The sequence below is a fragment of the Rhizobium sp. 10PS4 genome (assembly GCF_032464805.1).
Classification (GTDB): domain Bacteria; phylum Pseudomonadota; class Alphaproteobacteria; order Rhizobiales; family Rhizobiaceae; genus Rhizobium; species Rhizobium laguerreae.
Genome location: NZ_JAWDIW010000009.1, coordinates 227,126 through 252,481 on the forward strand (window position 1 = coordinate 227,126; position 25,356 = coordinate 252,481).

The following is a 25,356-nucleotide window of genomic DNA, read 5'->3' on the forward strand; positions in this document are numbered from 1 at the left end:
AAAGAGGTTCATCCTGCAAAAACGGAATGAGCCGGAGTTTCCCAATGCCGCAAGCCTTCGTTTCCCCAGACCGCATCCGATCGCTGTTTACCGAGGCGATGTCGCAGATGTACCGGGCGGAGGTGCCGCAATACGGCACGCTGATCGAACTGGTGGCGGATGTGAATGCCGGCTGCCTCGAAAAGGATCCTGACCTGCGCGATCGCCTGGCCCGCGCCGGCGAGCTGGAGCGTATCGATGTCGAGCGCCACGGCGCCATCCGGCTCGGTACGGCCGACGAGCTCTTCACCATTCGGCGGCTGTTTGCGGTCATGGGCATGCAGCCTGTCGGCTATTACGATCTTTCGGTCGCCGGCGTGCCGGTTCATTCCACCAGCTTCCGGCCAATCGACGAGGCCGCGCTCAACGTTAATCCATTCCGGGTCTTCACCTCGCTGCTGCGATTGGAGCTGATCGAGGACGAGGGGTTGCGCGGCGAAGCCGAAGCCATTCTGGCGAAACGACGGATTTATACGCCGCGCGCCGTCACGCTGATCGAGCGCCATGAGCAGAACGGCGGCCTGACCAAGGCAGAAGCGATGGAATTCGTCGCCGAGGCGCTTGAAACCTTCCGCTGGCATAGCGAAGCGACAGTCAGCGCCGACACCTACAAGCGGCTGCATGACGCCCATCGGCTGATCGCCGACGTCGTCAGCTTCAAGGGGCCGCATATCAACCATCTGACGCCGCGCACGCTCGATATCGACGCAGTCCAGGCCCGCATGCCGGAACGCGGCATTACGCCAAAGGCGGTCATCGAAGGGCCGCCGCGTCGTCATTGCGATATCCTGCTGCGGCAGACGAGTTTCAAGGCGCTGGAGGAAATGATCGCCTTTTCCGGTGATGACGGCGCGATGCAAGGGACGCATACCGCCCGCTTCGGGGAGATCGAACAGCGCGGCGTGGCGCTGACGGCGAAGGGCCGGACGCTCTATGACCAGCTGCTCGCCTCCGTTCGCGGCGAGGTGCAGGTCGGCGCCGGCGGCGCCAAAGCCGGTGCCTACGACGACGAACTCGCCGCACGTTTCAAGGCACTGCCGGACAGCTGGGATGAGCTGCGCAGAGAGAATCTGGCCTTCTTCCGCTATTCCGCGACGCCTGCGGGCATTGCCGCCGCGGCCGGCAGCACGCTGCCCGGTGATCCGGAGGCACTGATCGCCTCGGGTTACCTCACCTTCACCCCGATCGTCTACGAAGACTTCCTGCCCGTCAGCGCGGCCGGCATCTTCCAGTCGAACCTCGGCACCGACCAGCAGCAGAACTACGCGACCCGCTCGAACCGCGACGCCTTCGAGGCAGCACTTGGCGCCACCGTCCAGGACGAGCTGGCGCTCTACGCCGAACGCCAGGCGGCATCGCTGGATTCGGCGCTGGAGGCGCTCGGCCTTGTGGGCTTGCCGTTGAAGACGGTTGCGTGAAATGGCAGGTTCAACACTTTCTTTTATGCATTAGAGTATCCCGCGATTTCGCTCTGATCGGACTGAGCCATGCTGAATGATCCGCGCTCCCACGGCCTCTGGGAAAATACAGCGCCCGAACCGCCGACGACGTCGCCTCTCGACGGCGCGATGTCGGCCGATGTCGTCATCGTCGGCGGTGGCTACACCGGCCTCTCTTCCGCCCTGCATCTTGCCGAAGCCGGGTCGAAGGTGGTGCTGTTGGAGGCGAAGGAGATCGGCTTCGGCGGTGCCGGGCGCAATGTCGGGCTGATCAATGCCGGCATGTGGGTGATGCCGAACGATCTGCCCGGCGTGCTCGGTCCGGTGCATGGCGAACGTCTTCTCGATCTGCTCGGCAATGCGCCGAAGCTCGTCATGGAGCTGATCGACAAACATCAGATTGCCTGCGAACTCGAACGGAACGGCACGCTGCATTGCGCGGTCGGCGCTGATGGGCTGAAGGAGATCGAGGCACGCGCGGCGCAATGGGCCGCGCGCGGCGCAGCCGTGAGGCTGCTCGATGCGGCCGAAACGGCAAAACGTATCGGCAGCGATGGCTATACAGGCTCGCTGCTCGACAAACGCGCCGGCACGCTGCAGCCGCTTGCCTATGCGCGCGGCCTTGCCCATGCCGCCGTCAAGGCGGGCGTCGCCATTCATACATCCAGCCCGGTCATCGCGACGGAGCGTAATGGCAGCCGCTGGATGGTGAAGACAGCCAAGGGTGAAGTCAGCGCGGAGTGGATCATCGTTGCGACTGATGCCTACAGCACCGGCCCGTGGGAGCAGGTGCGCAGCGAACAGGTGCATCTGCCCTATTTCAATTTCGCCACTGTGCCGCTCGGCCACAATCTGCGTCAGTCGATCCTGCCGGGGCGGGAAGGCGCATGGGATACCAAAGAAATCCTCTCCTCCTTCCGTATGGACCAGGCCGGCCGTCTCGTTTTCGGCAGTGTCGGGGCGCTGCGCAATACCGGACTGGCCGTACACAAGGGCTGGGCCAAGCGCGCATTGAAGCGGCTCTTCCCTGTTATCGGCAACGTCGAATTCGAGTGCGAATGGTATGGCCGGATCGGCATGACCGATAATGCGTTGCCGCGCTTCCACAAATTCGCACCTGGTGTCGTCGGCTTTTCGGGCTACAACGGCCGCGGCATTGCCCCCGGTACGGTCTTCGGCCGTACGCTGGCGGAGCATATCCTCGGCCGGCTTCCGGAAGCCGATCTGCCGTTGCCGCTGACTTCGCCCGCCGAGCCAAGCTTCCGTGCACTCAAGGAAATATGGTACGAAGCCGGCGCTCAGGTCGCCCATTTCGCCGATGCCCGCTTCTGAGAATAATAAGATTGGAAACACGACAATGACCATCGCCGTCCTCGATCTCGCCTCCGAAACCGCCAAGCTGCTTGCCGAACTCGGCGTCGATGCCGGCCGCTATCACGGCGGCACGCTTTCCGTCACCTCGCCGGTCACCGGCAAGGAAATCGGCAAACTCAGGGAACATTCCGTTTCCGAGACGAAGACGGCGATCGAAGAGGCGCACCAGGCCTTCCTCGAATGGCGTGCCGTGCCGGCGCCGAAGCGCGGCGAACTGGTCCGCTTGCTGGGCGAGGAGCTGCGCGCCTCCAAGGCGGCGCTCGGCCGTCTCGTTTCGATCGAGGTCGGCAAGATCACCTCGGAAGGCCTGGGCGAAGTGCAGGAGATGATCGACATCTGCGATTTCGCCGTCGGCCTTTCCCGTCAGCTCTACGGCCTGACGATCGCCACCGAGCGCTCCGAGCACCGGATGATGGAAAGCTGGCATCCGCTCGGCGTGATCGGCATCATCTCTGCCTTCAACTTTCCGGTTGCCGTCTGGTCGTGGAATGCGGCGCTCGCGATGGTCTGCGGCAATTCCACCGTCTGGAAGCCCTCGGAAAAGACGCCGTTGACGGCGCTTGCCGTGCAGGCGCTGTTCGAAAAGGCGCTGAAGCGTTTCGTCGCCGAGGGCGGTAGCGCACCGGCCAATCTGTCGACGCTGATCATCGGTGGCCGCGAGGTCGGCGAAGTGCTGGTCGATCATCCGAAGATCCCACTCGTCTCCGCCACGGGCTCGACGGCCATGGGCCGCGCCGTCGGTCCGCGCCTGTCGCAGCGTTTCGCCCGCGCCATTCTCGAACTCGGCGGCAACAATGCGGCGATCGTCTGCCCGAGCGCCGATCTCGACCTGACGCTGCGCGGCGTCGCCTTCTCCGCCATGGGTACGGCCGGCCAGCGCTGCACGACGCTGCGCCGTCTCTTCGTGCATGACAGCGTCTACGACCAGCTGGTGCCGCGCCTGCAGAAGGCCTATGGCTCCGTCACCATCGGCAATCCGTTGGAAAGCGGTACGCTTGTGGGACCGCTGATCGACGGCCAGGCTTTTAAGAAGATGCAGGCAGCGCTTGGCGAGGCGAAATCGGCTGGCGGCATTGTGACCGGCGGCGAGCGCGTCGACAATGGCTCGGTTGACGCCTTCTACGTTCGTCCGGCGCTTGTCGAAATGCCGGATCAGACCGGCCCCGTCGAGCACGAGACCTTCGCGCCGATCCTTTATGTGATGAAATACAGTGACTTCGACGACGTTCTGGCGCTGCACAATGCCGTGCCGCAAGGGCTGTCGTCATCGATCTTCACCAACGACATGCGCGAGGCCGAAACCTTCGTCTCCGCCCGCGGTTCGGATTGCGGCATCGCCAACGTCAACCTCGGACCATCGGGCGCCGAGATAGGCGGCGCCTTCGGCGGCGAGAAGGAGACCGGCGGCGGGCGCGAATCCGGCTCGGATGCCTGGAAGGCCTATATGCGCCGCTCCACCAACACGATTAATTACGGCAGGACGCTGCCGCTTGCGCAGGGCGTCAAGTTCGACGTCGAATAAGCCGGCTGCAAGAGGCTGCAAAAGAGGGCGGCGCTCGCGGAGCGTCGCCTTTTTTGATCAATTTTGATCAATCGCGATTTATTCCCATGTAATATGAAACATGTAGTCAAGATATTGTGTGGCTTTTCCGGCCAAGCCAAACTTGAAATCGGCAGTCAGGAAAAATATACGCCTCTCATCGCCCTTGGAGAGCTCGGGTGACATCGCCATGGAGGCCATCATGAACATCGCTCTTAACCGCTTTTCCCTAGCGCTTGCCGCTTCGCTTCTCTCCGCCACCGCGCTCGCAGGCAGCGCCCATGCGCAGGACGAAGGTCTCGTCGTTTACAATGCCCAGCACGAAAGCCTAGGCCGCGAATGGATCGCTGCTTTCACCAAGGAGACCGGCATCAAGGTCACCATGCGTCAGGGCAGCGACATGCAATTCGCCAACCAGATCATCCAGGAAGGCGACGCCTCTCCCGCGGATATCTTCCTGACCGAGAATTCGCCAGCAATGACGCTGGTCGATGGCGCGGGCCTCTTCGCCCCCATCGAAAAGGAAACGCTGGATCAGGTTCCGGACCAGTATCGCCCGGCTGACGGCATGTGGACGGGCATCGCGGCCCGCACCACCGTTTTTGCCTATGACAAGACGAAGCTGACTGAAGACAAGCTGCCGAAGTCGATGCTCGACCTCGCAGATCCGGTCTGGAAGGGCCGCTGGGGTGCAGCACCTGCCGGTGCCGACTTCCAGGCCATCGTCGCCGCCTTGCTGCAACTCAAGGGCGAACAGTCGACGGCCGACTGGCTGAAGGCTCTCAAGGAAAACGCCACGCCCTATAAGGGCAACAGCGTTGCCATGAAAGCGGTCAATTCAGGCGAAGTCGAAGGCGCGATCATCTATCACTATTATTGGTTCGGCGATCAGGCCAAGACCGGCGAGAACAGCAAGAATGTCGGCCTGCACTACTTCAGGAACCAGGATCCTGGCGCTTTCGTCAGCGTTTCGGGCGGCGGCATCCTGAAGTCCACGCAGCACATGAAGGAAGCGCAGGCTTTCCTGAAGTTCCTCACCAGCAAGGCTGGCCAGGCAGTCCTCAAGGACCGCGATTCTTATGAATATGCCATCGGCAAGGATGCGCCCTCCAACGACAAGCTCACTCCGCTTGCCGATCTCAACGCCCCGAAAGTCGAAGCTTCGACCCTCGACAGCAAGAAGGTCGTGGAGCTGATGACGGCCGCCGGTTTGATCTAACCTTTCTGCCGCAGGCTTCCTTCGGCCAAAACTATTGCTTTCGGCTCAAGAAAACCTTAGGGCATGACGATATCCGGCAACCGCCTTTCAAGGGCGGTTGCCTTCCTTTTTCAGCGTGTAAAGGCATCGGCCTTGCTGCAGGACAACAGATTGCTCGCATTCGGCAACGAGGCGCCGGCCGCGCCGAGGGCCGCGCGAATGGTTTTGCTGCGCGGACGCATGCCGCACGCTTCCGTGATCCTGCTTGCGACCCTCGTTGCGATCTTCAGTCTCGTGCCGCTCGGCTTCATCGGCTGGGTCACCTACGATGTCGGCTGGGAAACGGTAAAGGCCCTGGTCTTCCGGCCGCGCGTCGGCGAACTCCTCGTTAATACGGTTCTGCTGGAATCGATCACCATCCCGCTGTCGATCGCGCTTGCCGTGACGCTTGCCTGGCTGACGGAACGGACGGACATTCCTTTCGCGCGGCTCTGGGCCTGGCTTGCGATCGCCCCGCTCGCCGTGCCTGCCTTCGTGCACAGCTATGCCTGGGTCAGCCTCGTTCCCGGCATGCGTGGTCTGCAAAGCGGTGTCTTCGTCTCGGTCATCGCCTATTATCCGTTCCTCTACCTGCCGGTCGTAGCCGCGCTGCGCCGTCTCGATCCGGCCATCGAGGATGCCGCGGCCTCGCTGGGTCTTAATCCCTGGCGGGTCTTCTTCCGCGCCGTGCTGCCGCAGCTGAGGCTTGCCATCTGCGGCGGCTCACTGCTGATCGCGCTGCATCTGCTTTCGGAATACGGCCTGTTCGTCATGATCCGGTTCGATACGTTCGCGACTGCGATCGTCGATCAGTTCCAGTCCTCCTACAACAGCCCTGCCTCCAACATGCTCGGCGGCGTGCTCGTCGCCTGCTGTCTTTTTCTGCTCGGCCTCGAGGTACTGGTGCGCGGCAATGAACGCTATGCCCGCGTCGGCTCCGGCTCGCCGCGTCCGGCCGACCGCCGCCGGCTGGGCTGGTTCGTGGTGCCGGCCATGTTGCTGCCGATCATCCTGGCAGCGCTGACGCTCGGCGTGCCGCTGGTGACGCTTGGCCGCTGGCTCTATCTCGGTGGCACCGATATCTGGCGCATCGAAGTCGGCACCGCCTTCCTGCAGACCATCGTGCTTGCCGTTATCGGCGGCGTGTTGGCGACGATTGCCGCAGCACCGATGGCCTGGCTTTCCGTGCGTGCGCCCGGCCGCCTCCAGCGCGTGCTTGAAGCCTGCCACTATTATGTCGGCTCGCTGCCGGGCGTCGTCGTGGCGCTGGCACTGGTGACGATTTCCGTGCGTCTCGTGCTGCCGCTTTACCAAACCTTCGCAACGCTGCTCGTCGCCTATGTGATGCTTTTCCTACCGCGCGCCATGGTCGGGCTGCGTGCCAGCATCGCTCAGGCCCCGGTAGAGCTGGAGCGCGCCGCGATGGGCCTCGGCCGCACCCCGGGCCAGGCGGTGCGGCAGATCACCATGCGGCTTGCAGCACCGGGAGCCGCCGCCAGTGTCGCGCTGGCCGCACTCGGCATCACCAACGAACTCACGGCGACACTGATGCTATCGCCCAACGGCGTCGATACGCTGGCGACGAAATTCTGGTCGCTGACCAGCGAGATCGACTATGTCTCGGCCGCCCCCTACGCCTTCATGATGGTCGTGCTGTCGCTGCCGCTCACCCTGATGCTCTATACCCAATCGAAACGGACTGCCGGCCAATGACGCTGCTTACGATCGAGAACATCAGCAAGCGCTATGGCCCCGTCCAGGCGTTGAAGGATATTTCGCTCGACGTCCAGGCGGGCAGCCGCACCGCCGTTGTCGGCCCGTCCGGTTCGGGCAAGACGACGCTGCTGCGCATCATTGCCGGCTTCGAGCAACCCGATGTCGGCAGAGTGACGCTGGATGGCGACCTGCTTGCCGACGGTCCGGCGACAGTACCGGCGCATAAACGCGGCATCGGAATCGTTTCGCAGGACGGCGCGCTGTTTCCGCATTTAAGCGTTGCCGAGAATATCGGCTTCGGCTTCGAACGAGGGGCTGCTGATCGCGAGAAGCGCGTGCTCGAGCTGCTCGACATGGTCGAGCTCGACCGCGGCATGCTGGCGCGGCGCCCGCATCAGCTCTCCGGCGGCCAGCAACAGCGTGTGGCGCTCGCCCGTGCGCTCGGCCGCAAGCCGCGGCTGATGCTGCTCGACGAACCTTTCTCGGCCCTCGATACCGGTTTGCGGGAAAATATGCGCAAGGCCGTTGCGCGCGTGCTGCAGGCGGCCGGCATCACCACCATCCTCGTCACCCATGACCAGGAAGAGGCGCTGACCTTTGCCGATCAGGTCGCGGTTCTGAGGGAGGGACGGCTGATCCAGGCCGGGTCGCCGCAATCATTGTATCTGCATCCGCGCGATCGCGAGACGGCACTGTTTCTCGGCGATGCCGTGCTGCTTCCCGCCATCATCCGGAACGGCCTCGCAGACTGCGCCCTCGGCCGCGTCGCCGTCGAAGGCAGCCGTCAGGGCAAGGCGGAGATCATGCTGCGGCCCGAGCAGATCCGCGTCGTTGCCGATGAAAGCGATAGCAACCACGGCGGACGTGTCGTCGAGGTGGAATTCGGCGGCGCGGTCTGCACCGTTGCGGTTTCGCTTGACGGCGTGGCGCTGCCGCCGATCCTGATCAAGACCTCGAGCGTCGCTCTTCCGGCGCGAGGCGATCTCGTTCGCCTCGACATCGCCGGCAAGGCGCATGTCTTCGAGAACTGATAAGACTTAGCCGAACTTGCGCACCACTTCTTCCGGCTCGATGCCTTCGAGCCAGCCGCCGGTAAAGCCGGCGCGTTCGAGGCCGAGGCGGATGACCGGCGATTGCCGCATCAGCTTCCAGATGAAATCCGAACGGTCGTTCTCGATGGTCATGACGACAAGCCCCTGGTCGATGCCGACGGTGCGGTCGTCCACCCAGCCTTCCGGCCGCTTGGTCTTGACCGTCGGGTTGAAGCCGCCGGGAAAGCCGCCTTCCAAGAGCAGGTTCGGATAGGTCGTCAGAAGCGCCTTGGTGCCGTCGAGAGCCGCCTGCCGATCGTAAGGCAGGCACGCAAGGGCTGCCCAGGGTGCGATCGTGCCGTCATCGGGGCCGAGCGGGGCGCCGCGGGCAGCGTAACCCAGAACCTTCGGCTGGCGGCCGCCGCGCATGCGCCGTGTCGGCGGCGGGCCGTCACAGGCGGAGAAACCCCAGATATTTCTGTTATAGCCGACGAACTGGCCGGGATTGCGCTCGGCATAGTCACGCTGGACGTTGATCATCACCTGCGTGTTGCGGAAATAGTCCCAGTTCCGCTCCGCCATCGGCTTGTCCTGAATGGTGCGGAAATCGATCCAGGCATGCGAGAAGAGGTGGATGAAGAGTGGTCCGGCATAGAGATAGGACTGCTCGCCGTGCAGCATCCAGGAATAGCTTGACGTAAAGGCGTCGTAGCACGACTGCGGAATGGGATGTGTCGGTGAGGCAAGCGCCAACGTATACAGGATTATCGCCTCGTCGAAGCCGTGATAGCGCCAGCGCAGGAAGCCGGAAGAGGGCTTCCAACCCATGGCAATCGTGTCGCCCTTGTTCAGCGCCCAGCGCCAGTCGACGCGCTCGTAGATGAAGGTGGCGAGTTCACGGATTTCGGTTTCCGTCTCGTCGTCTTCACGATTGAAATATTGCGCAGCCGTCAGGATGCCGGCGACGAGCAGCGCCGTGTCGATGGTCGAAAGCTCGCTGTTCCAGGCGCGATGGCCGGTATCCATGTGCAGGAAATGGTAGAAGAAGCCGCGATGGCCGGTCGCGTGGCGTTCGTCCCCCTGACGCGCCTCGGCGAAGAACCGCAGCGTATTGACCGTGCGTTCGGCTGCCTCCTCGCGGCTGATCCATAAACGCTCGACACCAACAGGATAGGAGGAAAGCGCAAAGCCGACGGCTGCGATGCTGCACGGAACCCCGCCGATCGAGGTATCCGCCACAAGGCCGTTTTCGGGATTGGTATATTTCAGGAAGTAGTTGAACGCCGAATGCTGCAGCCTGTCGACGAGCGCTGCATCAATGTCTTCAATCCGTTGCAGCATAGGCTCCTACCCAACTGTTGCATCGCCCCATGCTTCAACATGGTGGCCGTCCCCGGGCAAATCAAACCTTTTTGATTCGCAAGGATAAGAGAACACAAAAGGGTGGAATCGGTCGTTAATAATTATCGGTAAAATAATATCTAGCAGAAGTCATATAAGCGGTGCAGCAAAAAAGATGGCCTGCGCGCCACGGGCACGGGTTGTTTTCCCGCAATACTTGTTTTCCTGATGCTTTGGAGAGTGGGTTTTCACGTTCAGGCGGCTTCATCGAGCCGCACCAGATGACCTGCCGACACTTCCCGATATCGGCGCGGCGGCGCGACGTACCCAACCGGGCGGACAGGGCTCTTGAGCTCGTCGGTTCCGAGGTTGCGCTTGATGCCGCGCCGTGAGGGATCGGGAACAGGCACGGCTGCCATCAGCTTCTTCGTGTAAGCGTGCTGCGGGTTGCTGAACAGTTGCGCGCGCGGGCCGATCTCGACGATTTCGCCGAGATACATCACCGCGACCCGATGACTGACGCGCTCGACCACCGCCATGTCGTGGGAAATGAACAGGAAAGCGAGGTTGAGGCTTTGCTGCAGGTCCATCAGCAGATTGCAGACCTGCGCCTTGATCGACACGTCGAGTGCCGAAACGCTTTCGTCGGCGACGATCACCTTCGGATCGAGTGCGAGCGCGCGGGCAATGCAGATGCGCTGGCGCTGACCGCCGGAGAATTCGTGCGGATACCGTTTCATCATGTCCGGTTTCAGCCCGACGCGTTCGAGAAGATCGGCCGCCTTGTCGCGGGCCTGGGCGCCAGTACCGAGGCCGTGCTCCGTAATCGGTTCGGCAACGGCGGCGCCGACGGTCATGCGCGGGTTGAGGCTGGCGAAGGGATCCTGAAAGATCATCTGGATGCTGCGGCGCATCCGTCTGAGACTGGCCGCGTCAAGGCTCAGCACGTCATAGCCGTCGAGGCTGACGCTGCCGCCGTTCGGCTGGACGAGGCGGGTGATCGAGCGGCCGGTGGTCGACTTGCCGCAACCGGATTCGCCGACGAGCGACAGAGTCTCGCCCTGGAAGAGATCAAAGGAGACGTCCTCGACCGCATGGATCGCGCCGGTCTTGCGGCCGAGCAGTCCGCCGCGGATATCGAAACGGGTAACGAGGTTCTTGACTTCGAGGATTGGCGTCCGGCGGCGGTCGACGGTATCGGCCACCTCGATCGGCTCGCGGCGTTCGCCGGTCGTGGTATCGACGACCGGGAAACGCAGCGGCCATTTCCGGTCGGCCATCGAGCCGAGGCGCGGCACGGCCGAGAGCAGAGCGCGGGTATAGGGATGCCTGCCGCGATGGAAGATGTCGTCGGTCGTGCCGGTTTCCACCGCCTCGCCGCGATACATGACGATGGTGCGGTCGGCGATTTCGGCGACGACGCCCATGTCGTGGGTGATAAAGAGAACGGACATGCCCTCCTCTTCCTGCAGCATCTTGATCAGGTCGAGGATCTGGCCCTGGATCGTCACGTCGAGCGCCGTCGTCGGCTCATCGGCGATCAGCAATTTCGGCCGGCTGGCGAGCGCCATGGCGATCATCACGCGCTGGCGCATGCCGCCTGAGAACTGGTGCGGATATTCATCGAAGCGCGAGGCGGCGTTCGGGATGCGGACCTTTTCCAGCAACCTGATCGTCTCGGCCCGCGCCTCGGCCTTGCCGATATCGCCGTGGCAGGTCAGCGCTTCGGAGATCTGGCGGCCGATGGTGAAGATCGGGTTGAGGGATGTCATCGGCTCCTGGAAGATCATGGCGGCGTCGTTGCCGCGCACTCGCCGCATCTCCTTTTCCGAAAGAGCGAGAACATCCTTGCCGTTCAAGGTGATGGCGCCATCGATGCGGCTCGATCCCTTGGCGAGCAATCGCATGATCGAAAGGGAGGTGACGCTCTTGCCCGAGCCGCTTTCGCCGACGATCGCCACCGTCTCTCCTGGCATGACCTCGAAGGAGACATCGCGCACTACCGGTTTCCAGTCGCCATCGACGAGGAAGGAGGTCGTCAGGTTCCGGACGGAAAGAACCGGAGAGGCGGGGGCCGAAGAAACATCACTCATGTCGTTCCCTTGTTCTTGTCTGGGGTCACGTCTTCAAAGGTGTGGCAAAGGAGGCGGATGGCCTGCCTTCAGCGATGCGGGCCGCTTCCAGCGCCGCGATCTTTTCATCGATCTCGCGCCTGTCGGCCATGCCGTTCGGATTTTGCCGCGTCGCCATCGTCTCGGCGACATGCAGATAACGTTCACCCGCCACCGCATGCAGACGAACAAGTTCGGCGAGCGGATCGGGATGGTCGTCGGCGCGGAGGCTCAGCCAGGGATAATCCTGGTCGCGATGGATGACGAGGGCGGCGGACTGCCTGCCGCGCTTGTCGCCGCCGGCATCCTCGCCTGCCTGCATCGCCAGGAGTAGGCGTTCGGCCAGCGGCTTGTCCACCGCCTTGTTGTAGGTGGCAAGCGTCTTAGTGATGACCTCAGGCCCCGCGAGCATGTTGCCGGCGACCGAGACGTTTTCGTCGATCAGATGCCCCGCCCAGTCGATGCATGCCGGACCGGTGAAGGCGGCGTTGCGCCCCTTCGCATCGATGAGATGCAACTGCCGCTGATTGCGGCCGGCGTCACGCGTGGTCAGCCCGGCGATGATCTCCTCCGGCGCCCTGCCTGCAGCCAGCAGCGACAGGCCGTCGACGCCGTAAAGCGGGCTGACGAAGGCCTGGGTAGCAACGGCGCCGATGCCGCCGCGAATATGCGGCACAAGGGCGCCGACGGCAAAGAAGCGGCTCGCGACGGCGATGCCGAGATGGCCGGTCAAGGGATCACGGGCGACGATGGACCAGGTCATGGCTATCTCCCGATCGCATAGGCCTGCATCAGGCGCGGGGTGGCTGCGGCGCGCAGCAGTCCATCGGCATCGCGTCTCGCGGCGGTCAGCCGGCCGATCGTCCAGACATCGGCGACCGTCAGCGTGTGGCCCTTGCGGCGCAGGGCATCGAGGACTTCAGGGCCGAAATTCGCTTCCGCCATCAGGCTGCCGGGCTCTCGGGTGCGCGGATAGAAGGAGCCCGGAAAATGCGAAGTGTGGAACAGCGGCTGGTCGATCGCCGCCTGCAGGTTCAGCTTGTGGTGCGCATACCGCAGGAAGAAGGAAAGCTGCCACTGCTCCTGCTGATCGCCGCCAGGCGTGCCGAAGGCGAGCGTCGGGCGACCCTCATAGAGGCCGAGCGACGGCGTCAGCGTCGTGCGCGGCCGCTTGCCGGGCGCAAGCGACGTCGGCAGGCCTGATTTCAGCCAGAACATCTGGGCGCGGGAATTGAGGCAGAAGCCGAGGCCGGGCACGGTCGGGGAGGATTGCAGCCAGCCGCCTGATGGCGTGACGGAGACCATGTTGCCGTCGCGGTCGATGACGTCGATATGCACGGTGTCGCCGCGCTTTTCGGAAAGATGCGCCATGGTCGGCTCGTAGACGGCACCGGTCTTCGAATCCGCGCCGAGCATCTTCATCGTCAGATCATGCTGCGCTTCGAAGCCTGGCACGATGCCGGGGCGAAGATCGAAGGAGGCGTTCGCGCCGACCAGCTTGCGGCGCTCGGCGGCATAGGTCTCCGACAGCAGATGCGCGATGGGAACCTCCGAAAAGTCAGGATCGCCGTAATAGACTTCGCGGTCGGCGAAGGCGAGCTTCATCGCTTCGACGACGGTATGGACGAAATCGGCGCCGGCGGGATCCATCGCGGCGAGATCGAAGCCTTTGAGGATCGACAGGGTCTGCAGGAAGACCGGACCCTGGCCCCAGGGGCCGATCTTGGCGATGGTCCAGCCATGATAATCATAGGTCAGCGGCTCCTCGATCGTCGCCGACCAGTTCGCCATGTCGTTGGCGGTCAAAACGCCCTTGTGGCGGTTGCCGCTTGCATCCATCACCTCTGCGGTCTTCAGATAGTCGTCGATCTTCTCGGCGACGAAGCCGCGATAGAAGGCGTCGCGGGCCGCCTCGACCTGCGCTTCCCGGCCGCTTTTCACTTCCGCCTCGGCGAGGATGCGCTTCCAGGTTTCGGCAAGCACTGGGTTCCTGAAATTCGCATGCGCTTCGGGGGCACGGCCGCCTGGCAGCCAGGTCTCATGGGAGGTCGGCCATTCCTTCTCGAAGAAGGCGGCGAGCCCCTTGATGGTGGCGGAGACGCGCGGCAGCATCGGATGGCCGTGCTCGGCGTAATAGATCGCCGGTTCCAGCACATCGCGCACGCTCATCGAGCCATAGTCGCGCAGCATCAGCATCCAGCCATCGAAGGAGCCGGGGATGACGGTCGCAAGCAGCCCGTCGCCAGGGATCAGGCTCAGGCCTTCCGCCGTATAGTGTTCGATCGTCGCACCGGCGGGGGCGGGGCCCTGCGCGCAGATGACCTCGACCTTGTCCTTCTTCTTCGAATAGATCACCGCCGGCAGGTCGCCGCCCGGACCGCAAAGATGCGGCTCGACGATCTGCAGCACGAAACCCGTCGCCACTGCCGCGTCGAAAGCGTTGCCGCCCTTTTCGAGAATGCTCATGCCGACGGCCGAAGCGATCCAGTGCGTGGAGGTGACGACGCCGAAGGTGCCGAGGATTTCTGGACGGGTCGTGAAAGCGGTCATGTCAAATGTCCTTTCTAGAAATCATGCTTCGCGCGGATCGAGCGCATCGCGCAGGCCGTCGCCTAAGAGATTGAAACCGATGACGACGAGGAAGATCGCGGCACCCGGCCACATCGCCATCCATGGCGCCTGGGAGAGGAAATTCTTGGCGACGTTCAGCATCGAGCCCCAGCTCGGCGCCGGCGGTTGCTGTCCGAGGCCGAGGAAGGAGAGGCTCGCTTCGGCGATGATCGCCGTTGCGACGGTCAGCGTCGCCTGGACGAGGATCGGGGCAAAAACATTCGGCAGGATGTAGCGGGTGATGATGCTCGAGGACCGGAGGCCGATCGAGCGGGCGCCCTCGACATATTCCTCGGTCTTGACCGAGAGCACCTGGCCGCGCGTCAGCCGCACGAAGACGGGCATGGCTGAAAGGCCGATCGCGATCATCGCATTGGTCAGGCTCGGGCCGAGAAAGGCTGCAAGCGCGATGGCGGTGATGAGGAAAGGCATGGCCAGAAAGGCTTCGGTGATGCGGGAGATCACCATGTCGATCCAGCCGCCGAAATAACCGGAGACGAGGCCGAAGGGCACGCCGATGACAACGGCAATGGCGACCGAGAAGACGCCGGCCATCAGCGACGCCTGCGCACCCCAGATCATCCGGGAAAGAATGTCGCGGCCGATGTCGTCGGTGCCGAGCCAATGGGCAGCGGAGGGCGCCTTGCGGATCGCCGACCAGCTTGTGGCGTTCGGATCGGGAATCGGAAGAAGGGGGGCGGCCATGGCGAGGATGGCGAAGAAGGCGATGATCGCAAGGCCGACGAGGGCGCCCTTGTTGGCCTTCAGCTTGCGCCAGGCACGGCTCGGCGTGCGGTCGATCGCGGAGGGAATGCCGATCTCACCGATCGCGGTCATAGGGCGGCCCTCATGCGTGGATTGAGCAGGACATAGAGAATGTCGGCCAAGAGGTTCATCAGGATGAAGCCGATCGCCGTGCAGATCACCACACCCTGGACGACGGCGTAGTCACGGTTGAAGACGGCGTCGACGATGAGCTTTCCGAAACCCGGAATGGTGAAGATCTGCTCGGTCAGCACGGCGCCGGCAAGCAGTTCGCCGAAGAGCAGCGCGGTCAACGTCACGATCGGTAGCATCGCGTTGCGGAAGCTGTGTTCGAGCACGACAGTGCTTTCCGGCAGTCCCTTGGCGCGCGCGGTGCGGATGTAATCGGCGCTCAGCACGCTGAGCATTGCCGAACGGGTATGCCGCATCAGCGTCGCCGCCAGCGCATTGCCGAGCACGAAGGATGGCATCAGCATGGTTTCCAGCGAACGCAGCGGATTGCTGAAGAAGGGTTCGTAGCCTGATGCCGGCAACCAGCCGAGATTGACCGAAACCAGCAGGATCAGCATGATGCCGAGCCAGAAATTCGGGATCGACAGACCGGTCAGCGCGATGATGTTGGCGAGATAGTCGATCATCGTGTTCTTCTTGACGGCCGCCAGGATGCCCATCGGCACGCCGATGACAAAGGCGAAGACCATCGACATGATGGCAAGCTGGATGGTGACCGGCAGCTTTTCGCCGATGAGCTGCAGAACCGGCTGGTTGGTGCGTAGCGAGATGCCGAGGTCGCCCTGCAGTGCCGCACCCAGCCAGCGGACATATTGATAGGGCACGGGATCGTTCAGCCGATATTTCTCGCGCAGGAATTCGAGAACCTGCGGGTCGCGTTCCTCGCCGGCCATGGCGAGGATCGGGTCGCCGGGCAGCAGCTTCTGCAGCGAGAAGACGAAGACCGAAATGATCAAAAGCGTCGGTATGGCGACCAAGAGCCGTTTGGCGACGTAGGTGTACATGGGCGATCCTGACACGACTGGGATCATGCGGCGGAGTCCGCCGCATGAACGGCTTCTGATCAGCCGGCTTTCTTGACGCCGACGAGGCGGATCATGCCATCCGGCGACGGAACGAAGCCGGTGATGTTCTTGTGCAGCGCCCAGATCCAGGACTGATGGCCGAGATAGATGATCGGCAGATCGCCGTTCAGGATGACGGCGGCGGCATCATACTTCTGCTTGCGCACGGCCTCGTCGGTCGATGCACGGGCTTCGTTCAGCAGCTTGTCCACCTCGGCGTTGCAGTATTTCGTGTCGTTGATGCCGCCCTTGCAGGTGATGAACTGATGGATGTTGCCATCGGGATCGACGCGGCCGGACCAGTCGGAACGGCTGAGCTGATAGTTGCCGGCCGTCTGCTCGCTCAGCAGCGTGGCGAATTCCGTCGATTTCAGGCTGACGTCGAAACCGGCTTCGCCGACCATCGACTGGATGATCTGCATCATCTGCATGGCAACAGGATTGTTCGGGATCTGCAGTTCGATCGGCACGCGGTCGAAGCCAGCTTCCTTGATCAGCGCCTTGGCCTTGTCGAGATCGCGGGCGGGGACGGGAATATCCTTGTCGAACCACGGACTGCTTGGCGGGAAGGGCTGGTTGCCGGAAACCGCCGTGCCCTCATAGACGATCTGGTTGACGGCATCGCGGTCGATCGCCAGCGAGAAGGCCTGGCGCAGGCGCTTGTCCTTGCCGAAAGGATTGTCGGCCCGCGCACCATTGCCGATATTGGTGTAGAGCGCCATGTAGCCGGTGCCGACGGCATCGGCATAGACGAGGCTCGAATCGGACTTCACGGCTTCCGCGTCGGTCGCGGCCAGGCGCTCGATCATGTCGAGATCGCCGGACCGCAGATTGGCGAGGCGCACCGTCGTATCCGGGATTGGCAGATAGGTGAGCTTGTCGATGAAGATCTTGTCCCTGTTCCAGTAGTCCTGGAACTTTTCGAGCACGATGCGGTCTTGCTGGACGCGCTCGACAAACTTGAACGGACCGGCGCAGACCGGGTGATCGCCGAACTTGGCGCCGAGTTCCTTGGCGGCCTTCGGCGAGACGATCATGCCGGCGCGGTCGGAAAGCTGGGCAAGAAGGGTGACATCAGGCGCCTTGAGGGTGAACTTGACCTCGTATTCGCTTGCCGCCTCGACCTTTGCGACCGAGGTCAGCTCGCTCTTGCGACGTGATTCCGGCAGGGTGATGTTGCGCTCGATGGTGGCGACGACGGCTTCGGCGTTGAAGGGGGTCTCGTCATGGAACTTGACGCCTTGGCGAAGCTTCATGGTGAGCTCTTTGCCATCGGCCGACCAACTCCATTCGGTGGCAAGCTGCGGTACGATCTTCAGGTCCGGTGAGACGTCGACCAGCTTGTCGCACATCGCGGTATAGACGATGCGGCCGACGAAGGTGCGCGACTGCGCGGGATCGAGCACGTCGGCATCGTCCTGCAGGCCGATCTTCAGATCGACGGCGAAGGCAGGAAGGGCAAACAGTGCGCCGGCAACGGCGGTGGTCAGCAATTTGGCGATCTTCATTCCATTCTCCTCTGTCTATTTTTGTTTGGTTTTTGCTTCCATTCCGGCGGTTATGGCCCGCCCTTATTTTTTCTCCCGGTTCACTTCCCGGCTCAGGCGAGGGTCTTGTCGACCTCCATTTCGCTGTGGTCGAGCGAGGTGATACGGACGAGGCTTTCCTGCAGCGTCAGCAGATGCCGGCGCATCGCTTCGCCCGCCCTGGCCGGATCGCGGGCGGCGATCGCATCGACGATCGCCGTGTGCTGGTTAAAGGTGACGGGCCGCGTCCGGCTGGCGCTGCGAGCGCGCTCGCGGATCGTCTGCCAAGCCTCGTCCTGGCGCACCCGGTTGATGACGTCGAAGATGGTGAGGAAGAAACCGTTGCCGGCGCATTGGGCAATCTGGCGGTGCAGCGCCCCGTCCCAGAGTTCGCGCCCGTCGGCATCGGTGCTTTCGTAGATCTTCTTCGCCAGTTCGTACATGCGCTCGATATCGGCGGCGTTGGCGCGCATGGCGGCAAGCTGGGCGAGCTGCGGCTCGATGCGCAGGCGCACTTCCATGACTTCCATGAGATCGGTGCCGGCAACGATCGAGCCGACATGATCGCTCCAGCCGTCGGGGCGCGGGCCGGCATAGGTGCCGGAGCCTTGGCGGCGCCAGATGCGACCCTCGGCCTCCAGCACTTCGAGGGCGCGACGCACGGCACGGCGGCCGACGCCAAGCATTTCCGAAAGGGTGCGTTCGGTCGGCAGCTTGCCGTCGGCGTCGAGACTGTCGGACCGCAGGAGAGCCCTCAGCCTCTCCAGCGCATAATTCGAATTGCCCCGCGTCTCATCCATCGGCATTGGCTTAAATGGTCCGTACCAATTTTCTATTGGTTCAGTGCAAACCAAATCGTGCCGACCGTCAAGCGCTTTTTTGTGCAAATGAAAATCTGCTCGTTTTTTGCTCAAATCCTGCTGCTGCGATACGGGAAACGGTTGATCGCGACGGCAGGGCGCCGCCGCGATCGACAATATCATCTCAAAAAATGCAATTGGTTCAGGTGAAACTCAGGCCGGCGTCGAGCGTGCGGAGAGGAAGACCTGCGGCTCGAAGGCAAAATCCTTGTCGAAGGGGTAGGTCGGATGCTGCTTGCGCAGCCGCGGCAGGCGCTCGACGAACTGGTCGACGACACCTGTCGACAGCGCCATCAGGTTGGGATTGGCAATCGGTGCCAGTTCCGGTGAGAGATAGCCCGATTTGACGACGATGATTTTCGCTCGGTGCGGGTCGAGGCCGAGCCGGGTGAAATCAACGATGTTGTGATAGGGCCGGCGCTTGGCGGAAAGCACCAGATCGATGCCGCCGGTCGAAACGACCGCCTGGCGGTCGGTCGGATCAGAAGTTTCGTGCAGGAACTTGACCGTGAAACGGGCGACAACCGGCTTGCTGCCTTTGGTATCGAGCGAGGCGCCGACGCTGAGCTCCAGCTCGGCGCCGATGCCTGCGGCATAACAGGCCTCGGTCGCCGCCTTATCGGCAATGCCGGCAAAGACGACGCCGGTGGCCCCCTTGGCGATCAGTTCCGCCAAAACATCGGCCCGGTCCCCGACACCGCCGCCGGTGGGGTTGTCGCCGGATTCGGCAAGCACAACAGGGGCGGTCGGGCTTGCGATCGCCTTGGCGACGCATTCTTCGAGCGAGCCGGTCTCGCAGCCGAAGACAAAGTCCTCGCGCGCATCCCAATAAGCCCTTGCGAGGCGTTTCGCCTCGCGCTCCAGCACAGTGCGGTCGGTGCCGGTCATGATGGCGGCGGCGGTGGCGCGCGGTTCATCGGCCCAGACATAGCCGACCATCAGCGATGCATCCCAAACGCCATCAAGCGCATCGATCCCGGGTAGCATGTCATAGAGGCTCTTTGCCGGCTCATCGACGGTGCTGGTGCGCTCGCCGGGCAGCACCACCGGGATCGGCGCCCAGAGAACGAGCGGCCGCTCGCCGGTTTTTAGGCTCTTGACCAGCATGGAGACGGAGCGGCGTATCGTCTCCTCGACATCGATATGCGGCGCAGTGCGATAGGTAGAATAGATGTCGAGCGCATCGATGATGCGCTGCGTGACGTTGCCGTGCAGGTCGTAGCTCGCCGAGACCGTGCAATCCTTGCCGACCAGCGCGCGGGCTGCACTGATCCAATCGCCTTCGGCATCCTCCATGCCCTCGACATACACGGCGCCGTGCATGGCGAGGTAGAGACCGTCAAGCGGCAGCATCGGCTTCAGCCGCTCGAGGAACTCGCCCTTGAAGGCCTCGTAGGTGGCACGTGAAACCGGGCCGCCGGCAATGGCCCGGGCATGGATCGTCGGCAGGAACTCGGCATCGTAATCCCTGAGGAAGGCGAAATAGGGCGCGGCCAGCAGCGCCTCGCCGCGCAAGACTCGAAAATCCTTCTCCTCGTTCAGGACGGGATTGTATGTGCTGCACTCGGTATGAATGCCACCGACGGCGATGCGCATGGGAAACCTCAGTTGGTGTTGGGAGCAATCAGGAAGTCATGGGCGATGCTGGCAACCCGGCTGCAGCGCCGGTATCGACGCGCCGGGTGCGGATCTGTGTCGGTCGACGAAGTTTGTGCTGCGATAAACTGAACATTCGGGATCCGAAGACGCGTCCTTTTGCCTCGACAATAGGTTCACAAACGAACCAATCAACCAAAATAAATTACAATCTTGATCTTCTAAACCGGCGTCGAGGTGGAAGGCGCTGTAATCGCTGAGCCTCCGACCGACTCGGTTTCTTCCGTCGGATGCCGCGCCGATTGCTGCCGACATACGCGTCAGCATCGCCATAAAGAAAAAATCCCACTTCGGGATCCCGAAATTCCCCCGCTTCGGGATTCCGAAATTCGTCGCGTTTTGGGCGGTGTCGCCGTGGGGAAACATCCAATGATTTCAACACCCCAACCAATTTCGGGATTCCGAAGTGCTATATAGATTATGGTGGGGGCCTGGCTGACCGATGAAGTCAGCCAAGCGCTCGACAGGTTCGCCGGCCGTTGATTGAAGCTCGCCGCCTTTTCCCAAGTGGCGGAACGCTGCCAAAACGATGAAGGCGGCGCTGTGGATCTCCTCACCAAGCCGGTGTCAGACCCGGCGCTGCTCGATGCGGTGATAGCCGGTATCGCTTTGGATGGCCCCGGCGCACGGAGGCGGTCATCGTCAAGCGCAATCTTGAACGTTTAGGGACGCTGACGCATCGCGAGCCCGAGATCCTACGCGAGGTGGTGACGCGCTGCGCCGTGCCAATGTCATGCGCAAGATGGAGGTCCGCTCCGTCGGTGAGCTGATCGGGGCATGGGAGACCTTACCCCCGACAATGCGCGAGACCGACGGACCTGAATTCTGACCAACCCCAACATCAGGTGCTCAGATGGCTTCGAGGGCTTTTGCCTCGCGGGCGATGAAATCGCAGACCAGTTTTACGCGCAACGGTACGGTGCGGCCAAAGGCGTGCAGTGCATTAAAGGGAGCGCTCGGGAACGCAAACCCCGCCGCGAGTGTAACAAGCGTGCCGTCTGCCAGGTCTTTCGCGACCAGACATCGCAGAAGATAGGCCGCTCCCAGCCCACTCAGCGCAGCCTGAATGAGTGCGGCCCCTGAGTCGCAATCGACGCGCCCGAAGGGAATAAAGCTCGTCCCGTCCGGCAGGCGCAGAGGCTGCGTGATGCCACCCAGTGCATAGCGGGCAAAGGGCAGAGCCGCCAGCGCTTCGGCAGTTGCAGGATTGCCCCAGGTCTTCAGAAAGGTCGGAGACCCGACGATCGTCATCGGCAGGTCGGCCAGGTGACGAACCATGAGGTCTCCCGGTGCGGGATTCCCAACGCGCAGCACAACGTCGTAGTCCTCCCGGATCAGATCGACGAACCGATCCGTAAGTCCGACTTCGAGATGCAGGTTCGGATAGTCTGCTGCAAAGCTTCCGAAGAGGCGCGGCAGCAGTAGAGGCGCCATTTCGCTGGGCATGCTGATGCGCAAGCGACCCGAGGGCGCAACGTCGGACCTGATCGCCTCTTCACTTGCATCCAGGTCCCGCAACAGCGGCGCAACGCGGTCGAAGAAAAGTTGCCCGTCCTGGGTAAGCGTCAGGGCGCGCGTGGAGCGCAGGAACAGCCGGGCGCCAATCTTCTTTTCCAGCCGCGCCACGCTCTTCGACACCGCTGACGGTGTCGTTGCCAGATCGCGGGCCGCGGCGCTGAACGAGCCGGCTTCTACCGTCCGCACAAAAGCCATCAAACCGGGCATCTCGTTGAGCAGATTCGGCATTTGCACCTCCGCGGCACAGATCATGTGCCCGCCCATGATCTAATGACGAAGGGTGGCAGCGTTTATCTAATTTCTCGTTGAAAGGAGATAAACAATGCAACACCTCAAAGACAAGGTCGCCGTCATCACCGGCGGCAATAGCGGCATCGGCAAGGCGACCGCTCGGCTGTTCGCGGAAGAAGGAGCGCAGGTCATCATTTCCGGGCGCCGGCAGGATGCTGTCGACCGCGCCGTGCAAGAAATCGGTCCGTCGGCCATCGGCTTCGTGGGTGATGCCGCCGACCTAGAAGCTCATCGCAGGCTGGCGGACACCGTGAAGAGCCGCTTCGGCGGGCTCGACATCTACATGGCCAATGCTGGGATCATCAATCTCACCACCTCCGCCGAGGTGAATCCGGCAGACTATGACCGGCATTTCGCAATCAATACGCGCGGCGTGTTCTTCGGCGTGCAGACGATCGCCCCTCTGATCCGCGACGGCGGAAACATCATCGTTACGAGCTCGCTCGCGGCCACGAAGGTCCTCCCGGACCATACCGTCTATGCCGGTTCAAAGGCAGCAACCGCCGCCTTTGCGAAAAACTGGGCGATCGAATTCAAGTCGCGGCGGATCCGCGTCAACATCCTGAGCCCGGGACCGGTCGAGACGGAAATCCTCGCCAAGCTGGGCGTATCGGAGGCCGAGCGGCCGGCATTCGAAGATTACATGGCTTCCCTGATCCCCGCCGGCCGTCTCGGCCGACCGGAAGAGTTGGCGCGCGCCGCACTTTTCCTCGCCTCCGATGCAGGAAGCTTTGTCAACGGAATCGAGCTTCATGTCGATGGTGGTATGACCCTGGCTTAAAAGGCCTGCCCTTTGCCAGCCCCAACGGGCTCTGCAACCTGTCGAAGCTGGTCTGGTGGCTGAGGTTCGGCAGGTATCGAACGCATCAAACCATCCGCAGCAGAACGGTCGCCACGAGCGCATGCATCTGACGTTGAGGAAGGAGGCCACCCGTTCGGCACGAGGTTGTCACCCCTGTCCGAGGGACAATCTGTTACCTTTGTCTTCGGTATGGACAATTGGAAAACTGGAGCGGGCGAAGGGATTCGAACCCTCGACCCCAACCTTGGCAAGGTTGTGCTCTACCCCTGAGCTACACCCGCTCAATCCGCATCGGTCCGGGGTAGTTGTTGGACCGTGGGCGCCGCCTCGCGGCGACCGGCGCTATATGGCCTAACGGGTTTTCAAATGCAACAGGGAAATGACGGAGAGGCGAAGAAAAATTGTGGTGTTCGCAGACGCCCGGCGGAAAGGCCGCAAATGCGGGGCAAAGCGTCGGTCACAAAGATTGCCAAACGATGTGGACCGACTTAATCAGGACGCCTCGCTTTTTTCCCTTCCTGCCCAATGGATTGCCCGATGTCCGAAAATGCCCCGAAGACAAGAGAAGAATTGTTTGCCTTTCTCGATGGGCTCGGCATCGCCCATAAGACGGTCGACCATGCGCCGGTCTTCACCGTGGCGGAATCGGTCGCCCTGCGCGATGAAATTCCCGGCGGCCACACCAAGAACCTGTTCGTCAAAGACAAGAAGGACAGGTATTTTCTGCTGACCGTGGAGGAAAATGCTGCCGTCGACCTCAAGCAGGTGCATAATGCCATCGGCGGCTCCGGCCGGGTCTCCTTCGGCAGACCGGAGAAGCTGATGGAGTATCTCGGCGTCGCTCCGGGTTCGGTGACCGCCTTCGGCGCGATCAACGATACTGCCGAGAATGTCACCTTCGTGCTCGATGCCGAGCTGATGGCGCACGAGATCGTCAACTGCCATCCGCTATCCAACGATGCGACGACATCGATTGCGGGCAGCGATCTCATCCGTTTCATGGAAGCGACGGGACATAAGCCGCTTGTCTTGAAAGTGACGTCCTGACATACGATTTTAGCGCTAAAGCGCGTCGCGATCTTTTAGATTCGCTTGCCGCGCTTTAGTCTTTGGTTTTGTGCATGTCTTTATCGCAAAACCGCACCACAGTTTTGCGCGAGATGCTTTAGCAAAGACGCCGGCAGGATCGGCGCGGCGGGAGATACCTATGAGCGGCAGCGACAACCCCTATAACGGTTCCTTCGGAAATCAGATGACTGCGACGACAAGCTTCGGTGCTACGCCGGAACCCGCGGCTGCGGCCGGCAGCTACATCACGGAGACGACGACCGCGAATTTTTCCAAGGATGTCATCGAGGCATCGCGTAGCCAGCCGGTGCTGGTCGATTTCTGGGCGCCCTGGTGCGGTCCGTGCAAGCAGCTGACGCCAGTATTGGAAAAGGTGGTCAACGAAGCCAAGGGCCGTGTCCGGCTGGTCAAGATGAACATCGACGACCATCCGTCGATCGCCGGTCAGCTCGGCATCCAGTCGATCCCCGCCGTCATCGCCTTCGTCAACGGCCGTCCTGCCGACGGTTTCATGGGCGCGGTGCCGGAAAGCCAGATCCAGCAGTTCATCGACCGGATCGCCGGTCCGGCCGGCGCCGATGAGGCGGCCGAAATCGAAGCGGTGCTTGCGGAAGCGGCGGAACTGCTTGCCGCCGGCAATATCAACGAGGCCGCTCAGCTCTATGGCGCCGTGATGCAGGCCGATCCCGAGAATGCCAAGGCGCTTGCCGGCATGGCCGAATGCATGATCGCCGCCAACCAGCATCAGCGGGCGCGCGAAGTACTGACAGAATTGCCGGAAGAGCTGGCAAAAGATGCCGGCATCCAGGCCGTGCTGATGAAGCTCGAGCAGATCGAGGAAGCCCGCAAGCTCGGCGACCCCGTTGCGCTCGAGCGTGAACTGGCCGCCAATCCCGATGACCACGAGGCGCGGATCAAGCTTGCGAAGATCCGCAATGTCGAAGGCCGGCGCGACGAGGCGGCCGACCATCTGCTGCTGGTCATGCGCAAGGACCGTGCCTTCGACGATGACGGCGCCCGCCGCCAGCTGCTGCAGTTCTTCGAGGTCTGGGGCTTCAAGGATCCGGCGACGGTCGCAGCGCGCCGCAAGCTTTCGGCGATGCTGTTCTCGTAGGGCGCCGCGCGTCCGACAGGACACGTCACGGACGGTCTATCGCATTGAATCCGTGCGTGATCTTTTCCGAAAATCGATTCCGATTTTCGGGTATTCGCCACTGCATAATTCGTTAAATCGGAATCGATTTAGCGATTAAATTATGCAGCGATTCAAAGTGTTACAGCGCCGCGCGTCTAAAAAGACGCGCGGCGCTGTAAGTTTCGAGCATCTGCCCTTGCGTTTTCGGACGAGGGCACCAC

At 62.4% G+C, this 25,356-nt stretch carries 19 protein-coding genes, 1 tRNA gene and 2 pseudogenes; 11 read left to right on the forward strand and 11 right to left on the reverse strand.

The features are described 5' to 3' along the window. Window positions 1-26: 26 nt before the first annotated feature. From hglS to RWJ89_RS18910, 6 genes are all read left to right on the forward strand, one after another. Window positions 27-1,457, forward strand: a complete 1,431-nt coding sequence (gene hglS / locus RWJ89_RS18885) for a 2-oxoadipate dioxygenase/decarboxylase HglS (protein WP_222009795.1) — start codon at window positions 27-29, stop codon at window positions 1,455-1,457. 69 nt (window positions 1,458-1,526) lie between these two features. After that, the gene (locus tag RWJ89_RS18890) at window positions 1,527-2,810 is read left to right on the forward strand and encodes an NAD(P)/FAD-dependent oxidoreductase (protein ID WP_316028368.1); all 1,284 of its coding nucleotides are present in this window, start codon (window positions 1,527-1,529) and stop codon (window positions 2,808-2,810) included. Between the two features lie 25 nt (window positions 2,811-2,835). Then, a complete protein-coding gene (amaB, locus tag RWJ89_RS18895; RefSeq protein WP_131663141.1) occupies window positions 2,836-4,374 on the forward strand; it encodes an L-piperidine-6-carboxylate dehydrogenase in 1,539 nt (512 codons plus the stop codon). 220 nt (window positions 4,375-4,594) lie between these two features. Then, window positions 4,595-5,611 carry an iron ABC transporter substrate-binding protein gene (locus RWJ89_RS18900; RefSeq protein ID WP_131663142.1) on the forward strand — a complete coding sequence of 339 codons (1,017 nt, stop codon included), beginning with the start codon at window positions 4,595-4,597 and terminating at the stop codon, window positions 5,609-5,611. Between the two features lie 63 nt (window positions 5,612-5,674). After that, the gene (locus RWJ89_RS18905) at window positions 5,675-7,342 is read left to right on the forward strand and encodes an ABC transporter permease (protein ID WP_316028366.1); all 1,668 of its coding nucleotides are present in this window, start codon (window positions 5,675-5,677) and stop codon (window positions 7,340-7,342) included. Next, window positions 7,339-8,376: an ABC transporter ATP-binding protein gene (locus RWJ89_RS18910; RefSeq protein WP_131620025.1), complete on the forward strand. Its 1,038-nt coding sequence runs from the start codon at window positions 7,339-7,341 to the stop codon at window positions 8,374-8,376. The genes RWJ89_RS18905 and RWJ89_RS18910 overlap by 4 nt, the downstream gene beginning before the upstream one ends. A 6-nt stretch (window positions 8,377-8,382) precedes the next feature. Here RWJ89_RS18910 and RWJ89_RS18915 read toward each other — a convergent pair whose 3' ends face one another. The 9 genes from RWJ89_RS18915 to RWJ89_RS18955 all read right to left on the reverse strand — a co-directional run bounded on the left by RWJ89_RS18915 (window position 8,383) and on the right by RWJ89_RS18955 (window position 20,261). Next, the gene (locus tag RWJ89_RS18915) at window positions 8,383-9,717 is read right to left on the reverse strand and encodes a glucoamylase family protein (RefSeq protein WP_131620024.1); all 1,335 of its coding nucleotides are present in this window, start codon (window positions 9,715-9,717) and stop codon (window positions 8,383-8,385) included. 254 nt (window positions 9,718-9,971) lie between these two features. After that, window positions 9,972-11,810, reverse strand: a complete 1,839-nt coding sequence (locus RWJ89_RS18920; protein ID WP_316031250.1) for an ABC transporter ATP-binding protein — start codon at window positions 11,808-11,810, stop codon at window positions 9,972-9,974. Between the two features lie 25 nt (window positions 11,811-11,835). Continuing rightward, window positions 11,836-12,591, reverse strand: a complete 756-nt coding sequence (locus tag RWJ89_RS18925; RefSeq protein ID WP_316031251.1) for a DUF1028 domain-containing protein — start codon at window positions 12,589-12,591, stop codon at window positions 11,836-11,838. A gap of 2 nt (window positions 12,592-12,593) precedes the next feature. Beyond that, window positions 12,594-14,378: a gamma-glutamyltransferase family protein gene (locus RWJ89_RS18930; RefSeq protein WP_131663148.1), complete on the reverse strand. Its 1,785-nt coding sequence runs from the start codon at window positions 14,376-14,378 to the stop codon at window positions 12,594-12,596. A gap of 21 nt (window positions 14,379-14,399) precedes the next feature. Next, complete coding sequence (locus RWJ89_RS18935) at window positions 14,400-15,275, reverse strand: ABC transporter permease (protein WP_131663149.1); 876 nt, start codon at window positions 15,273-15,275, stop codon at window positions 14,400-14,402. Then, window positions 15,272-16,219, reverse strand: coding sequence for an ABC transporter permease (locus tag RWJ89_RS18940; protein ID WP_316031252.1), 948 nt, complete (start codon window positions 16,217-16,219; stop codon window positions 15,272-15,274). Before RWJ89_RS18940 ends, RWJ89_RS18935 begins: the two co-directional genes overlap by 4 nt. A gap of 59 nt (window positions 16,220-16,278) precedes the next feature. Then, complete coding sequence (locus RWJ89_RS18945; RefSeq protein WP_222009788.1) at window positions 16,279-17,787, reverse strand: ABC transporter substrate-binding protein; 1,509 nt, start codon at window positions 17,785-17,787, stop codon at window positions 16,279-16,281. A 92-nt stretch (window positions 17,788-17,879) separates the two neighbouring features. Then, a complete protein-coding gene (locus RWJ89_RS18950) occupies window positions 17,880-18,611 on the reverse strand; it encodes a FadR/GntR family transcriptional regulator (RefSeq protein WP_316031253.1) in 732 nt (243 codons plus the stop codon). Window positions 18,612-18,818: 207 nt separating this feature from the next. Further along, window positions 18,819-20,261, reverse strand: a complete 1,443-nt coding sequence (locus RWJ89_RS18955; protein ID WP_316031254.1) for a M81 family metallopeptidase — start codon at window positions 20,259-20,261, stop codon at window positions 18,819-18,821. Window positions 20,262-20,858: 597 nt separating this feature from the next. Between RWJ89_RS18955 and RWJ89_RS18960 the strand changes: the two are divergent. Beyond that, a pseudogene (locus RWJ89_RS18960) lies at window positions 20,859-21,150 on the forward strand (DNA-binding response regulator); the annotation flags it as partial. A gap of 20 nt (window positions 21,151-21,170) precedes the next feature. Here RWJ89_RS18960 and RWJ89_RS18965 read toward each other — a convergent pair. Beyond that, on the reverse strand, window positions 21,171-22,103 hold the full coding sequence (locus RWJ89_RS18965; RefSeq protein WP_168283313.1) for a LysR family transcriptional regulator: 933 nt from the start codon (window positions 22,101-22,103) through the stop codon (window positions 21,171-21,173). 58 nt (window positions 22,104-22,161) lie between these two features. On the opposite strand from RWJ89_RS18965, the gene RWJ89_RS18970 reads away from it, so the two are divergent. Both RWJ89_RS18970 and RWJ89_RS33235 read left to right on the forward strand, forming a co-directional pair. Continuing rightward, window positions 22,162-22,911 carry an SDR family NAD(P)-dependent oxidoreductase gene (locus RWJ89_RS18970; RefSeq protein WP_168283314.1) on the forward strand — a complete coding sequence of 250 codons (750 nt, stop codon included), beginning with the start codon at window positions 22,162-22,164 and terminating at the stop codon, window positions 22,909-22,911. A gap of 2 nt (window positions 22,912-22,913) precedes the next feature. Beyond that, window positions 22,914-23,065 (forward strand): annotated as a pseudogene (locus tag RWJ89_RS33235) (IS481 family transposase); the annotation flags it as partial. Window positions 23,066-23,138: 73 nt separating this feature from the next. On the opposite strand, the gene RWJ89_RS18975 reads toward RWJ89_RS33235, so the two are convergent. Continuing rightward, a tRNA-Gly gene (locus RWJ89_RS18975) sits at window positions 23,139-23,213 on the reverse strand. Window positions 23,214-23,469: 256 nt separating this feature from the next. Here RWJ89_RS18975 and RWJ89_RS18980 point away from each other — a divergent pair. After that, window positions 23,470-23,979: a prolyl-tRNA synthetase associated domain-containing protein gene (locus tag RWJ89_RS18980; protein ID WP_032999270.1), complete on the forward strand. Its 510-nt coding sequence runs from the start codon at window positions 23,470-23,472 to the stop codon at window positions 23,977-23,979. 160 nt (window positions 23,980-24,139) lie between these two features. Beyond that, window positions 24,140-25,114 carry a thioredoxin gene (trxA, locus tag RWJ89_RS18985; protein ID WP_077977900.1) on the forward strand — a complete coding sequence of 325 codons (975 nt, stop codon included), beginning with the start codon at window positions 24,140-24,142 and terminating at the stop codon, window positions 25,112-25,114. Window positions 25,115-25,356: the final 242 nt, after the last annotated feature.